This is a genomic window from Escherichia sp. KTE52, from assembly GCF_000408325.1.
Lineage (GTDB): Bacteria > Pseudomonadota > Gammaproteobacteria > Enterobacterales > Enterobacteriaceae > Escherichia > Escherichia marmotae.
Genome location: NZ_KE138680.1, coordinates 2,059,474 through 2,073,331 on the forward strand (window position 1 = coordinate 2,059,474; position 13,858 = coordinate 2,073,331).

Below are 13,858 nucleotides of genomic sequence, written 5' to 3' on the forward strand. Positions count from 1 at the left end.
AATAGCACGTTGGGCGATTTTTGCAGCAAACGATTCAAAAGATGAGAAAAACCGTTGACGAAGAACGAGGCAGTCCGTAATATTCGCCTCGTTCCCAACGGAACACAACGCGGAGCGGTAGTTCAGTCGGTTAGAATACCTGCCTGTCACGCAGGGGGTCGCGGGTTCGAGTCCCGTCCGTTCCGCCAGTATTCAGAAAGCCCGAATCAGTAATGATTCGGGCTTTCGTCGTTTTGGACGCTGAGGGAATGTGTTGCCCCAGAATTAAAACGGATATGATTTAAAAAATGGCCACATAATATAATGGCCAGCCGTTATACATTCCGTCCATTTCTGTTATTCCAGCGCATCCCATTTCTCCAGCAGTTCTGCTGGAATTTCATTTATTACCTCCGAGAAGCGTTTTCCACTCAGCCGTTCCGCCTGGCGCAGCAAGGGAATAGTCGGGCTGCTCGGTTCGCTGTGCTCAAACCATCGACGTATAACTCGTAAACGTTCCAGCGCGTCGTTCCGGTCACGGATCTGCCGGGGTTCTGCGCCGGGCAGCGGAGATATTCCCACCGCAGTATGTACCGGTGGCACAACGTGCTCTGCCTGTATCTGTTCAGTATGATCGATGGCGGCGTTCTCCGGCTGTTCAGCCTGCGGTTGCGGCGGGATCTCCGGCGTGGTGCTCTGCACCGCTCCTGGCAATAGGGCCAGCAATTGTGTAAGACGCGAAAAGTCCGGGGCATGATCATTCAGCGTTGCACGCGCATGACATTGCAGGCGCTCTGTGGTTTCCGAGGCCTGGCGAAAGGCATCCAGCGGCAGTGCGCCTTGAGCTTCCAGGTCGGCCAGTTGCTGGCGTACTGATTCTGGTGCCAGCGCATCCGTCGGGCGTGATGCAGACAGCGAACGCTCCACATCCCGTACCTGAAGGCGCATAGCAGCATTGTTTGACAGCATAATGCCACGAATATCCGCCATTACTCCTTCGTGGTCCAGCAGCGCCGACAGCGCGTTACTGCGTGCTACTGTAGCATCTTCGGCAGTGATATCTTCAGTCGCGAGCAGTTGTGGATGGATGGTGTCCGGGTACGTGGCGCACAGCATTTCCAGTAAGGTAAATGCCTCCGCCAGCCCTCTGGCACCGGCCTGCTGGATCCGGCAGCGCAGCAGGACAACCAGAATACGGATATCTTTACTGCGCGTCAGCAGGCGGCGGGCATCCCGCTCAAGCTCCGCCCAGTTAATGGTTTCCGGCGTACTGACAAAATCGCCGTATTGCGCTTCTTCACGCGGCGTTGCGCGGGTGAACAGCAGCAGGTATTCAGGATCGTACTCCAGATCCGGGCCACATGGGCATTCAGCCGAAACAGGGTCAGCCAGAGATGTTTCCATTAAATTATCCTCAGTACGCCAGATAGTGTTCAGGTTCGAAAATCATGCCCGTCACCGGGTTATCATGCATGGCCTTTCCAGCCCAGGCAGTCCAGCCAAGCTGGTATGGGCCGCCTGTAACAACCGGAGGTGCAGTGTGTGGTTTAAGCTGTAGCTCAATTTCCCAGCAGTATTCAAAACCGGTGAAGGCGCGAACCAGTTCCGTCAGCACCGGCAAATTATTGCCGCCAGGCAGAAAACGTTGGTAATCCTCTAGTGTCAGCGGACCAATGACCAGCCGAAACTTATACTGCATGTCCGGTACGGCCTGTCCTATGAGTGCGCCGTTGCCAATAACGGAAGAGGGGGCAGGAATGCCCAGTCGGGTGATCTCGTCATTTGCTACGGCTATCCAGTGCAAAACGTACTCCTGTACCCGGAATGGCACGCCGAAATAGTGCGCCAGCGTGGCTGCCAGTCCGTCCGGATTGCGGGATTCACGCACCAGATGAGCCGATGCCGCAAGGCGAACGTGATCCGGCAACGGGCTGTCGGCGCATTCCCGCAAATCCTGTCCGCTGAGACTGGCGATATAAAAGGCAAAGCGGTCATGTTGCGGATTATCCAGACCGCCCCCGGCGGACTGAGCGCTGCGCCATGCCTGGTAAAATTGCGTCAGCCAGCGGTGATGAAAAAGATCGGAAAAACGAGTTAGTGTCGGATCGCGGCGGCTTTCGGTCCGGTTATGTGCCAGTTCTGTGTAGTGCAGCGGTAGCGGGCCGTTCGGCCCCCACAGCCCGAGGCTGTAAAGGCTGATGTTCAGTCGTCCTTCCTGCCAGCTCACACTGGCGATTTCCCTTGGTGCAAAGGTCAGCGCAGGTGTTTGTCCCAGGCGAAATTTTTCCATCCTCGGTTGCCATGTGCCGCCAGCCGGGACGGTGCACAACTGCACATCAACGCGACGCATCAGGTTCAGAAAACCGTAACGCCAGGGAGTTTCCTGCGCCTGCGTGAAATTGCCGCTCATATGCTTCCCCGCTGTCCAGCCCTGACCGGCCAGGTCATAATTCTGCCGCGCTGCATGCTGTGTAGCGTCATTTGCGAGAAGGTGTTAATGGAAACATGACGGGCGATATAATGCTCCAGCACCAGACCGAACAGATATGGACTGATACCCGAGAAGCCTTCTTCATCCACGGTCAGTTCACAACTGACGCCTCGACCATAGACCAGCAAACCGGAACCTGGCAGACGACGTGTGACCGGTGTCGTTTTGCAGCCAACCAGACTACGCACCTGACGCGACAGCGGACTGTCATGCGCCGGAATAAACAGGCTCAGCAGATCGCGCAACGCCTGGCCGCCGGTGCGGTGATCCAGATCGGCCAGTGGCAGATAATTAAAAGATAACTGGCGGATCAACCGCCAGGCCATTTCACGTTCAGCCAGCGGGGGCTGCGGCGGTCGCGGTGGACGGATAAGCCCGACGCCCGCCACCGGGATTGCCGCATCCACGGTCAGGTCGTTCCGGCCATTGCGTGTAATAAGACAGGGGAGATCGCGGTTGGTTATCATGGCCGTGATGGTGATATGGCGCAGATTTTCCGGGTACGGCGCTTCATACTGATCAACCAGTGACAGGAACACTTCCGAACCCGTATAGGGGGTTCGGGTGCCGTAACGGCGGGCGTTTTCTGATAAGCGGCGCGGTTCCCGGCGCAGGGAAAAATAACGCCCGTGGTTGCCTTCATCGTTATTGCGCGTGTGGTAGAGCGGGCGAAAGGCTATCTTCCGTGTGGTGTCAGTTTCCAGCCCTTCCACTTCCTGAACCGAGAACACCTCATAATCCAGTGGATGGGTTCTGTCTACTACCAGATGCTGCTCCGTCGTGCTGTGCGTGACGTCGATCCGGGCGGTGACTCGGGGGAACAGGTTGACAACCGGGGTACAGAATAGACTGAGCTGTGTGGCATCCGTCTGGTGGGTAAGCCAGTCCGGCGGCAGGCGGTTCAGCAAAATGACGATTTCCGCCACGCCGCCGTGAATTTTCTGTAGCCCGGCAGACAGTCCCGTTGGTGTGAAAAAATAAAATCGCTCCGGGCAGGCGAAATATTCATGCAACAGGTTATGGCCGTGGAATACGTTCCACGCCAGCGGCAGTAGTCCCTGATCCGGCTCCAGACCCTCATACATGACGGGCTGTTTCAGGTTCACATCCAACATGCCGTCAAAATGGCCCGGAACGCCAACCAGTGTGGCGATAGCGCTGGTATGCAGCAGTTCGAACAGGTGTGAGGCCGTGCGTTCCTCGCCGCAGAGATAAAGCGGCAGCCTGTCCAGCCCGGCAATCTGGCTGAAAGTCAGTTCACCGAAGGTGCGCAAGGTAATACGCAGCGCGCCAGCAACGTGAATGTTAGCAGGCAGGTAGCGGTGCAGGGCGGGCATATCTGGCGGTGCGGCGGTCAGACGTGCTTCTTCGATGGCGAGTGGCCACAGTGTCACATCCTGGCTGCTGCGAAACTGACAGGCGGTGCTTTCACCTTCCGGGATGGCGGAAAAAAAGGCAGTGCTGCGCGGTACGGTGAACCCCTTTGCCAGATCACCTTCTTCCGGGTCGGGATGGAGTTGCGCCACACTCATTGAGGGCGTGGGGGTAACGTAATTAGGGCTGACGACCTCCAACAGACGCTGGGTGAGTCGGGGGAATTCAGCATCAATTTTAAGCTGCGTGCGGGCGGTCAGGAAGCTGAAGGCCTCGACCATCCTTTCTACATACGGATCGGCAATATCCGTTCCATGCATACCCAGCCGGGCGGCGACTTTAGGATGACGGGCGGCAAATTCGGCTCCCGTTTCCCGCAGATAGCTCAGTTCGCGGTTGTAGTATTCCAGTAGCCGTGGATCCATCGGTCACCTTCTGTATTAAAAAAATGTAATGTGGCTCTGTTCCATATCCAGCACGCTGCGTACCCGAAATGCTGTAGGGTACGGCTGCGTGAGGATTTCGCCGCGAATTTCAAACTGTAATGTGTTATGACCGCTCTGGCGGCGCTCATCCTGGAGCGGGATGATTTGCAGAGTGGATGCTTTCAGGCGGGGTTCAAACCGAATGATGGTACGTAAAATGGCCCTGCGGATATCGTCCCATTTGTGTTCATACAGAAAGCTGCCAGCCAGCGGCGGCAGACCGTAGTTCAGTACGGAAGCCGCAGCCTGCGGGTAACGCGCGGCATCAATATTATCTTCATGACTGACCGTGTTGAGCAAAAATGACAAATCCCTACGGATGATCTCCCTGAGCTGTACCGGACTGACGCTGATATCGTGGTCGCGCTTCTGCTGTGGAGCATCGTCACACAGTCGATCAAACAATGTAGGCATCAGGTGGTTGCTATGGCGCAGGCGAAAGTCGCTCATGCGTCACTACCTTCGGGCGCATTAAAGGTACAGGCGGTCATATCCAGCAGGCTGATATCGCCGTGACTGGTGAGCCACATTTTTTGTCCCAGTGCCGTAACCAGGGTATCTCCTGGCCCGTCCTGCCAGACGGTTTCCCGGCAAAGGCGTAAGGTGTCAGAAGCACTTTCAGAACCGCTGTAGCGGGAAAACAGCCAGGCGCTGTGCGTGTCACCGTTATGCAGGGTGATGTTGACGGGTTTCCAGAGCAAATCGGTCAGATGCACGGGCCGTGGCGATTTCAGCGAACGAATTTGTGAAAATGGCAGCCAGATATATACACCGCCCGCGATCAGTTCGAGTACCGGGCCGGTACGGGAATCACTGTCACTAATCCAGTCAAATTTACCGCCATTCCACTGCCCGGTAGTGTCTGTGATGGCCTCAAGTGCGCGGTTGCGGTGGACATCAGCTTCCTGCGCTTCACCACGGGTGTTACCGGTGAGGGCGGCCAGCAAATTCTCCATCCACGCGGGCGGGGAGAGAATAAAACCGGGACGCTGTTCCCCCTGAAAGCAGGTGTGGCGGTATATCTCACAGCGGATCAGCTCCCCAAATATCTGAGCCTCTCGGGTATAATTAGCGTCTATTCGGGCGCAAAGCTGAATTTGTTGTAGCGCCCGCGACCAACAGCCTGTCACGCACAATAACTGAAACAGATTGTGCCGATGTGAAGCCAACGTCGGCTGCTTCTTTACCTGTTGCTCCGCTATCTGAATTCCTTCCGCTACAGAATAATCCCGCAACAGCACCGACAACATCGCCGGTAGCACGTTATTATTTGTCATGATAAATATCTCCGTGTTGTACCGGGGTGACCCGGTAATGACTGTCAATGCCGATGATGCGGTGCTCACGTTGTGTCAGGTCGGGTAGAATGGCGTTATGTATCGTTTCCTGTGCATATTCCGGGGAAAGCAGATGCAGGATATCGGGGAGAATCGTTTCGACAGGCCAGGTGGTTTCTTCTTCGCCGGTGGTATCCAGCACATCGAGAATCGCGTCAATACTTAGCCCACCAGTGACTATATCCTGCAATGTATCAGTTTCAGAGGTCAGGCTGCATAAGGAGGTCAGATCCTGTGTGACTGCCTCTTCGTACAGGGGAAAAGGATCAACATGGTGATGAATATCCTGTTCGGGGGATGACAACGCCTGGCGGTATTCTTGATAAAGAAGGGGGAGTGGGTTATCTGTTTCTGGGGCAACTTCTGTGGTGACTGCGCCGTGGATCGGAATGATATCGAACGGGTTTTGCGGTTGTGTTTGCTGTTGTCGAAACCAGTCGAGATCGAGATACTCAATCATTGTTTTTGGTGAAGCGGTAATCTGCGCTGTCGTCTTTTCCACGTGTAAAGCCGTGGATGGTAGGTTACCGCGCACAAGACACCATGAAGATAATCCCCATTCAATCAAGTCTCCTTCGTTCAGGCGCATACGGTGATGCGGCTCGACAATCTGATCATTTACCGTGCAACAATATTCATCAGACTGATTAATTATCCACCATGCCTCTTCGTGGCGGGTCAGACTGAGGGCAATCTTTACATCATCATTTGCCTCAAAAACAGGGATCCAGGGAGTGGTAACGGTGAAGATAATTTGGGTTCCTGCAGTCGCATAAATTGTGTTATCGGAGATCCCATGCGCCTGTATTTTTTGTAGTCCCCAGGTAATATTTTGTTTCATTGCATATCACTGTGTAGAGTGTTTTTTTCAACAGAATAATTAATTAAAATTTTTAGATAAGCAATACTGATCAATTTGCTTTATCAATATTAGTCTTCGCGGAAATATATAGTGGTGATTTTTAGTGTAATATATTCATCATATATATGAAATTAAATTGCTATATTGAATATCACCATAAAAAAGATACTAACTGCTATATTACATTGTGTTCTGTGATATGCATCATTGTTTCATTCTGGGTTTTTGATGATTCTATTAATTAGGAATTTTAATCGATACAGTTATGCTTATGTATCATTTATATGATTTTACATCATCAGGTGTAACAGATGGACACTCCTGTTTCACGCAGTGCACTATATGGAAAGCTGACCAAATCTTTATTTAGATCTTTGGAATCCGCGACAACGTTCTGTAAATTACGTGCTAATCCTTATGTCGAACTGACACATTGGTTGCATCAACTCATACAACAACCAGAGAATGACATTCACAATGTGCTTCGACACTATCAAATAACATCTGCTGATGTAGAGAATGCGTTAATTCGACAACTGGAGATATTGCCTGCCGGGGCGAGTGTAATTAACGATTTTTCCCATCATATCGATCTATCTGTCGAAAAAGCCTGGATGTTGGCAAGTATCCGTTTTGGTGATCAAAAAATTCGTAGTGGCTGGTTATTACTTGCCTGGTTAACCACGCCAGAATTGCATCGGGTGTTAAAAAATATCTGTGCGCCTTTGGCTGGGCTACCGGTAGATGAACTATTAGATATCCTTCCGTCTTTAATCACATCATCTTCTGAAATAACAGAAATGCCATATGACGGCTCGGGTTTGAATTCTGCAGTACCGGGGGAAGCTAGCCAGGTATTTGCCAGCGAATCAAGCGGAAGTAAATCTGCGCTGGCGAAATACTGTCAGGACATGACTACACTGGCGCGTGAAGGCAATATTGATCCGGTCACCGGCCGCGAACACGAAATTCGTACCATGACGGATATTCTGCTGCGTCGTCGGCAGAACAATCCGCTGCTGACCGGCGAGGCGGGCGTCGGGAAAACGGCTGTGGTGGAAGGATTTGCGCTGGCGATTGCCCGGGGCGAAGTGCCGCCTTCACTGCGAAACGTGCGTCTGCTGTCGCTGGATGTCGGGGCGCTGCTGGCCGGGGCGTCCATGAAGGGCGAATTTGAATCCCGCCTGAAGGCGCTGTTGGAAGAGGCTGCGCGTTCGCCGCAGCCGGTTATTCTGTTTGTCGATGAAGTTCACACCCTGGTGGGCGCTGGTGGTACATCCGGTACGGGCGACGCTGCCAATCTGCTGAAACCGGCGCTGGCGCGTGGCACCCTGCGCACCATCGGCGCAACCACCTGGAGTGAGTACAAACGCCATATCGAAAAAGATCCGGCGCTGACCCGGCGTTTTCAGGTGTTGCAGGTGGCAGAGCCGGAAGAGGTTGCTGCTGTTGAGATGGTACGCGGGTTAGTCACCACGCTGGAAAAACACCATGACGTCCTGATCCTTGATGAGGCTGTGCGCGCCGCCGTACAGCTTTCTCACCGTTACATTCCGGCCCGGCAGCTACCGGACAAGGCTATCAGCTTGCTGGATACGGCGGCGGCCCGTGTAGCGCTGTCGCTGCATACCCCACCAGCGAAAGTCCAGTATCTGCGTCAGCAGCTCAATGCCGCCGAACTGGAGCAGGAGTTGTTATTAAAGCAGGAAAAAATGGGTATCCGCGCAGAGCGGGGCGACATACTGACGATACGGATCGCCTCACTGAATGCAGATCTTTCTGACACCGAAGCGCGCTGGCAGCAGGAACTGGAGTTGGTTCATACCTTACAGGAACAGCGTGCCGCAGAGCCCGATGAGCGTGATGAAACCACGTTACAACAGTCGGAAACTGCATTACGAGTCTGGCAGGGTGAAAACCCCATTGTGTTCCCGGAAGTTAACGCGGCGGTGGTGGCAGCGATTGTCTCCGACTGGACAGGCATTCCCGCCGGGCGCATGGTGAAAGATGAAGCCAGCCAGATCCTCGAACTCCCCATCCGTCTGGCGCAGCGTGTTACCGGGCAGATGGATGCGCTGGTGCAGATTGGTGAGCGTATCCAGACCGCGCGGGCGGGTTTAGGTGACCCGCGTAAACCAGTGGGTGTCTTTCTGCTGGCCGGGCCGTCCGGTGTGGGTAAGACCGAAACCGCGCTGGCGCTGGCGGAAGCTATTTACGGCGGCGAACAGAACCTGATCACCATCAATATGAGCGAGTTTCAGGAGTCCCATACCGTCTCCACGCTGAAAGGTGCGCCGCCCGGCTACGTGGGCTATGGCGAAGGCGGCGTGTTGACGGAAGCTGTACGTCGTCATCCCTGGAGCGTGGTGCTGCTCGACGAAATTGAAAAAGCCCATCATGACGTCCATGAGTTGTTCTACCAGGTATTTGATAAAGGCGCGATGGAGGATGGCGAAGGTGTCCACATCGATTTCAAAAATACCACGCTGTTGTTGACTACTAACGCAGGAGCGGACCTTATCAGCCAGATGTGTGAGGATCCGGCGCTACTGCCTGATTTGTCAGGATTAAAAGAAGCCTTAATGCCGGAGTTACGCAAACACTTCCCGGCTGCTTTCCTGGGACGGGTGACGGTTATCCCCTATCTGCCGCTGGATGAGACGGCGCGTGGCGTTATTGCCCGCCTGCATCTTGACAGGCTGATGGAGCGGATGGCAGAGCAGCATGGCGTTTCACTCGTCTATGGCGATGAATTAATTACGCACATAGTGGCACATTGCCCGATGCACGAAACCGGCGCTCGTTTGCTTATCGGCTATATCGAACAACATCTCCTCCCACAACTGTCCCGTTACTGGTTGCAGGCGATGACAGAGAAAACGGCCATCACGCAAATCCGCATTCGTGTTGATGAGGATGAACAGATTATTTTTGAAACGGTTCATGAAGCATGATTTATCCGTATGAACCAACTGTTTGCTGTGCATTTTTAAACTGTACCGTTGAACCGCTCTCCTGGCGGTCGGCGGCTGACTGATAAGGAAATGAAGGATTATGGCTATCAACAACAGCGCGCAGAAGTTTATTGCCCGCAACCGTGCGCCCCGCGTGCAGATTGAGTATGACGTTGAGATTTATGGCTCCGAAAAAAAAATCGAACTGCCGTTTGTCATGGCGGTGCTGGCCGATCTGGCCGGTAAGCCACGTGAAGAGTTGCCCACAGTAACCGATCGTAAATTCCTTGATATTGACATCGACAATTTCAACGAGCGAATGAAGGCTATTGCGCCGCGCGTGGCGTTTGCTGTCCCCAATACGCTGACGGGCGAAGGGCAGTTAATGGTCGATATTACGCTGGAGAATATGGATGATTTTTCACCTGCGCAGATTGCCCGCAAGGTGGACGCCCTGAACCAACTGCTGGAAGCACGTACTCAGCTTGCCAACCTACAAACCTATATGGATGGTAAAGCAGGAGCAGAAAATCTGATCAATAAACTCTTACAAGACCCGACGTTACTGAACGCTCTGGCCAGTGCACCAAAACCTGTCACTCAACAGGAAAGTGTCTTATCAGGTGAAACGGGAACAACAGACTAACTGCGATTTTATTAAGGAACTTTCATGGTAAACGATACTCTTCTGGCGACAGGCGATCTCACTGCTGAGCAAAGCACAGCCTATCAGGACACTGAATTTGATTCACTGCTGGATAAAGCCTTCCGTCCCAAGACACCTCAGGCTGCAAAGGCTGTTGAGGCTGCAGTTCAGACGCTGGCCCAACAGGCTCTGACAAATACAGTCACCGTCAGTGACGATGCTTACAAAAGTATTGCTACGATTATTGAGCAGATCGATTTCAAATTAACGGAACAGATCAAGCTAATCCTGAGTCATCCGGATTTTCAGAAACTGGAGTCTTCCTGGCGTGGGATGGAACATTTGGTTTACAACACCGAAACCGATGAAAAATTAAAAATCCGCTTTATGAACCTTTCAAAGGATGAATTGCGGAAAAATATGAAGCGTTACAAAGGGATCGCCTGGGATCAAAGCCCCATGTTCAAAAAGCTGTATGAAGCTGAATATGGGCAGTTAGGCGGAGAACCCTACGGTTGTATCATTGCGGATTATTATTTTGATCACACCCCGCCGGATGTGGATCTGCTCGGCTCCATTGCCAAAGTGGCTGCCTCAGCCCATGCGCCGTTTATTGCCGGGGCCTCTCCGTCAGTGTTGCAGATGGACTCCTGGCAGGAACTGGCTAACCCGCGTGATCTGACCAAAATTGTGACCCAAAACCTCGAATATGCTCCGTGGAATTCGCTGCGAAAAAGTGAGGATTCTCGTTACATTGGCCTGACGATGCCACGTTTTCTCTCCCGTTTGCCTTATGGTGCGAAAACAAACCCTGTCGATGAGTTTGATTTTGAAGAAGATGCAGATGGTGCAGACCACAGCAAATATGTCTGGAGCAATGCTGCCTATGCAATGGGCGTAAATATCAACCGTTCTTTCAAACATTACGGTTGGTGTACGTTGATCCGTGGTGTGGAGTCTGGTGGTGCGGTGGAAAACCTACCCTGTCATACATTCCCTACCGACGATGGTGGTGTGGACATGAAATGTCCGACGGAAATTGCCATCTCTGACCGTCGGGAAGCTGAACTGGCGAAAAATGGTTTTATCCCGCTGATCCACCGCAAAAACTCTGATTACGCCGCCTTCATTGGCGCACAGTCGTTGCAAAAACCACAGGAATATTACGATCCGGACGCCACGGCCAACGCCAATCTCTCCGCACGCCTGCCGTATCTATTCGCCTGCTCGCGGTTTGCGCACTTCCTCAAATGTATCGTGCGCGACAAGATTGGCTCGTTCAAAGAGCGTGAAGATATGCAGCGCTGGCTCAATGAATGGATCATGAACTACGTTGATGCCGATCCGGTGAACTCCTCGCAGGAAACCAAAGCCCGCCGTCCGTTGGCTGCTGCTGAGGTAGTGGTGGAAGAAGTGGAGGGGAATCCGGGTTATTACGATGCCAAATTCTTCCTGCGCCCGCATTTTCAGCTTGAAGGATTAACAGGATCGCTGCGTCTGGTGACAAAACTGCCGTCAGTAAAACAGGGTACTGCCTGATTTTTATGAATATTTTAATGAATGATGTCGGGTAATACTCAGGGGGGATATATGGCATATGTTTATGGACTGGTAGATTCATTGCAGGGCACTGAAATGGTGGGAATGGCGGGGGCAGGAGACAGAAAGGAATGTGTGTTCTTGGTTCAGGTATATGCACATGTGGGGCATACCGGAACGTGGAAGCAGGGTCGGAAGGTTTTCGGAGACAAATCGATTCCCAGAGGAACAGCAATTGCGACTTTTGTGAATGGGAAATATCCATCGGGGGACAATGCTCATAAACATGCTGCTTTCTATCTCGAACAGGATGATTCGTATATTTATGTTATGGATCAGTGGACAGGCAAAGCCTCGAATGTATCTGCGCGCAAAATCTCCAGAAAAGGTGGGATGCGCAGTGATGGGACATATCATGATGCCAGTAATAACGCTGAAGCTTTTTATGTTATTGAGTAGAGGATAGATTCAATGGGGACCCGTTTTATTTTTTCTCTGTTATTGGGTTATATGTTGTTTTATTCACAATTTGTTGCAGCGTGGGAAGTCAGTTGCCCCGAGTTTATCAATATAAAATCCTCAACGACAGTACTGGAGTCGGATGTACCTGCATCCTGGCAGGGATCTTCCCGCTATGAACCCCGTCTGTGGCTGGACGGCGTAGGGATGTCGCAGGGAAAACCTGAAAATCGGATAGATCTAAAACCAGAGACAGAGAAAATAAAGGGTGAAACCAGGCAAATATGGGATACCACAATGACCACTAATCAGGATAGTGAGCGTTACTGGGTTTCTTGTATTTATAACCACGGACAGGTTTGGTTATCACAACCAGTACCAGCATCTGCAACACAGTGCCAGGCATCTTCTTTACAGCGTCAGCGGGAACAAGGAGAGTCATTGATATCTGTGATATGTAAATAGACGTAATACATTCAACATGTAAATTAATTAAATACTGGTATCTCATTACCGGAAATTATACAGCCTTCTGTTCTTCTGAAATAAAGGAGAGGGGGTTCTGTACGGCAATGGTTTATCTGCATTCAGCTATGCAGATAAATCAGAGATTATTTTTAAGTAATTCTTAATAAGGAAATAAAAATGGCTTATGACATTTTTTTGAAAATTGACGGCATTGACGGCGAGTCAATGGATGACAAACATAAAAATGAAATTGAGGTGCTGAGCTGGCGCTGGAATATCCACCAGGAATCCACCATGCACGCGGGCAGCGGCCTGGGATCCGGTAAAGTCTCCGTGACTAACCTGGAGTTTGAACATTATATCGATCGCGCCAGCCCGAACCTGTTCAAATACTGCTCCTCCGGCAAGCACATTCCGAAGTCCATCCTTGTCATGCGTAAAGCAGGCGGCAATCCGCTGGAATACCTCAAGTACACTTTTACTGACCTGATTGTGGCTGTGGTTTCCCCCAGTGGTAGCAAGGAGGGCGAGATCGCCTCCCGCGAAAGAGTCGAACTCTCTTTCAGCACCGTGAAACAGGAATACGTGGTGCAGAACCAGCAGGGCGGCAGCGGCGGCACTATCACGGCAGGTTACGATTTCAAAGCTAACAAAGAAATTTAAGCAATTTTTTTCCGGCCAGGTATATAGCCTGGCCGTTATTTATTATTTGATTTTAAAGGAAATTACAGTGAATAAATGGCGTGACCCCGGTTGGCGGTTATGGGCGGTAGCGTTGTTTTTTATCTGCCTTTTGCCCGGGTGCAGCATTGACAGCGACACCGTGCCGGACCTGATGTCACAGCGACTTGATCTGGTGATGAAGGCTTCCGATAAGGTGAACCCAGACAATCAGAAGAAAGCCGCGCCCATAGAGATACGCGTTTATGAACTGAAAAATGATGCAGCTTTCACGGCGGCGGACTGGTGGTCTCTTCAGGACAATGACAAAACTGTTCTTACCGATGATTTACTGCACCGCGACAGCTTTATCCTACGTCCGGGCGAGGAGAAAAAGCTGCGTCGCTCTCTCAATAAAGAAACCACGGCACTGGGGATCCTTGCTGGCTATCGCAATCTGGGAAAATCGGTATGGCGAGTCACGTATAAAATTCCTGATCCCCCGGAAAAAAGCTGGTACAGCCGCTTTATGCCAAAGAAAAAAGTCGAACTGGATGCCGGTATAGAGCAAAGCGCCATAGTGATTAAAGAACGGGATGAGTAA

General features: G+C 51.9%; 13 protein-coding genes and 1 tRNA gene. 8 read left to right on the forward strand and 6 right to left on the reverse strand.

From position 1 onward, the window contains the following. Positions 1 to 111: 111 nt before the first annotated feature. Positions 112 to 188, forward strand: a tRNA-Asp gene (locus A1SC_RS02165). A 148-nt stretch (positions 189 to 336) separates the two neighbouring features. On the opposite strand, the gene A1SC_RS02160 is transcribed toward A1SC_RS02165, so the two are convergent. The 6 genes from A1SC_RS02160 to tagK are packed head-to-tail and all read right to left on the reverse strand — an operon-like array spanning position 337 to position 6,507. Then, on the reverse strand, positions 337 to 1,383 hold the full coding sequence (locus tag A1SC_RS02160; RefSeq protein ID WP_016262897.1) for a type VI secretion system protein TssA: 1,047 nt from the start codon (positions 1,381 to 1,383) through the stop codon (positions 337 to 339). 10 nt (positions 1,384 to 1,393) lie between these two features. Then, complete coding sequence (tssG, locus tag A1SC_RS02155) at positions 1,394 to 2,389, reverse strand: type VI secretion system baseplate subunit TssG (RefSeq protein ID WP_016262898.1); 996 nt, start codon at positions 2,387 to 2,389, stop codon at positions 1,394 to 1,396. After that, the gene (gene tssF / locus A1SC_RS02150; RefSeq protein ID WP_016262899.1) at positions 2,386 to 4,269 is read right to left on the reverse strand and encodes a type VI secretion system baseplate subunit TssF; all 1,884 of its coding nucleotides are present in this window, start codon (positions 4,267 to 4,269) and stop codon (positions 2,386 to 2,388) included. Before tssF ends, tssG begins: the two co-directional genes overlap by 4 nt. A 15-nt stretch (positions 4,270 to 4,284) precedes the next feature. Continuing rightward, positions 4,285 to 4,779 (reverse strand): type VI secretion system baseplate subunit TssE, encoded by a 495-nt coding sequence (gene tssE / locus A1SC_RS02145; protein WP_001515754.1) that lies wholly within the window; start codon positions 4,777 to 4,779, stop codon positions 4,285 to 4,287. Next, the gene (locus A1SC_RS02140) at positions 4,776 to 5,606 is read right to left on the reverse strand and encodes a type VI secretion system accessory protein TagJ (RefSeq protein ID WP_016262900.1); all 831 of its coding nucleotides are present in this window, start codon (positions 5,604 to 5,606) and stop codon (positions 4,776 to 4,778) included. The genes tssE and A1SC_RS02140 overlap by 4 nt, the downstream gene beginning before the upstream one ends. Beyond that, a complete protein-coding gene (tagK, locus tag A1SC_RS02135) occupies positions 5,596 to 6,507 on the reverse strand; it encodes a type VI secretion system-associated protein TagK (RefSeq protein WP_000812393.1) in 912 nt (303 codons plus the stop codon). The genes A1SC_RS02140 and tagK overlap by 11 nt, the downstream gene beginning before the upstream one ends. A 332-nt stretch (positions 6,508 to 6,839) precedes the next feature. On the opposite strand from tagK, the gene tssH reads away from it, so the two are divergent. From tssH to tssJ, 7 genes are all read left to right on the forward strand, one after another. Next, positions 6,840 to 9,482, forward strand: a complete 2,643-nt coding sequence (tssH, locus tag A1SC_RS02130) for a type VI secretion system ATPase TssH (RefSeq protein ID WP_016262901.1) — start codon at positions 6,840 to 6,842, stop codon at positions 9,480 to 9,482. A 100-nt stretch (positions 9,483 to 9,582) separates the two neighbouring features. Beyond that, complete coding sequence (gene tssB / locus A1SC_RS02125; RefSeq protein WP_000996822.1) at positions 9,583 to 10,128, forward strand: type VI secretion system contractile sheath small subunit; 546 nt, start codon at positions 9,583 to 9,585, stop codon at positions 10,126 to 10,128. 24 nt (positions 10,129 to 10,152) lie between these two features. After that, a complete protein-coding gene (gene tssC / locus A1SC_RS02120; protein ID WP_000245852.1) occupies positions 10,153 to 11,667 on the forward strand; it encodes a type VI secretion system contractile sheath large subunit in 1,515 nt (504 codons plus the stop codon). Positions 11,668 to 11,718: 51 nt separating this feature from the next. Continuing rightward, entirely contained in the window at positions 11,719 to 12,126 is a 408-nt protein-coding gene (locus A1SC_RS02115; protein WP_000332236.1) for a BPSL0067 family protein, read from the forward strand. 12 nt (positions 12,127 to 12,138) lie between these two features. Next, on the forward strand, positions 12,139 to 12,591 hold the full coding sequence (locus A1SC_RS26090; RefSeq protein WP_001515757.1) for an STY0301 family protein: 453 nt from the start codon (positions 12,139 to 12,141) through the stop codon (positions 12,589 to 12,591). Between the two features lie 180 nt (positions 12,592 to 12,771). Then, entirely contained in the window at positions 12,772 to 13,257 is a 486-nt protein-coding gene (locus A1SC_RS02105; RefSeq protein ID WP_000312805.1) for an Hcp family type VI secretion system effector, read from the forward strand. A gap of 67 nt (positions 13,258 to 13,324) precedes the next feature. Then, a complete protein-coding gene (gene tssJ / locus A1SC_RS02100) occupies positions 13,325 to 13,858 on the forward strand; it encodes a type VI secretion system lipoprotein TssJ (protein ID WP_001045927.1) in 534 nt (177 codons plus the stop codon).

Coding starts and splice junctions, on each gene's coding strand:
- A1SC_RS02160 (WP_016262897.1), bottom strand. CDS start 1,383: ATGGAAACATCTCTGGCTGACCCTGTTTCGGCTGAATGCCCATGTGGC.
- tssG (WP_016262898.1), bottom strand. CDS start 2,389: ATGAGCGGCAATTTCACGCAGGCGCAGGAAACTCCCTGGCGTTACGGT.
- tssF (WP_016262899.1), bottom strand. CDS start 4,269: ATGGATCCACGGCTACTGGAATACTACAACCGCGAACTGAGCTATCTG.
- tssE (WP_001515754.1), bottom strand. CDS start 4,779: ATGAGCGACTTTCGCCTGCGCCATAGCAACCACCTGATGCCTACATTG.
- A1SC_RS02140 (WP_016262900.1), bottom strand. CDS start 5,606: ATGACAAATAATAACGTGCTACCGGCGATGTTGTCGGTGCTGTTGCGG.
- tagK (WP_000812393.1), bottom strand. CDS start 6,507: ATGAAACAAAATATTACCTGGGGACTACAAAAAATACAGGCGCATGGG.
- tssH (WP_016262901.1), top strand. CDS start 6,840: ATGGACACTCCTGTTTCACGCAGTGCACTATATGGAAAGCTGACCAAA.
- tssB (WP_000996822.1), top strand. CDS start 9,583: ATGGCTATCAACAACAGCGCGCAGAAGTTTATTGCCCGCAACCGTGCG.
- tssC (WP_000245852.1), top strand. CDS start 10,153: ATGGTAAACGATACTCTTCTGGCGACAGGCGATCTCACTGCTGAGCAA.
- A1SC_RS02115 (WP_000332236.1), top strand. CDS start 11,719: ATGGCATATGTTTATGGACTGGTAGATTCATTGCAGGGCACTGAAATG.
- A1SC_RS26090 (WP_001515757.1), top strand. CDS start 12,139: ATGGGGACCCGTTTTATTTTTTCTCTGTTATTGGGTTATATGTTGTTT.
- A1SC_RS02105 (WP_000312805.1), top strand. CDS start 12,772: ATGGCTTATGACATTTTTTTGAAAATTGACGGCATTGACGGCGAGTCA.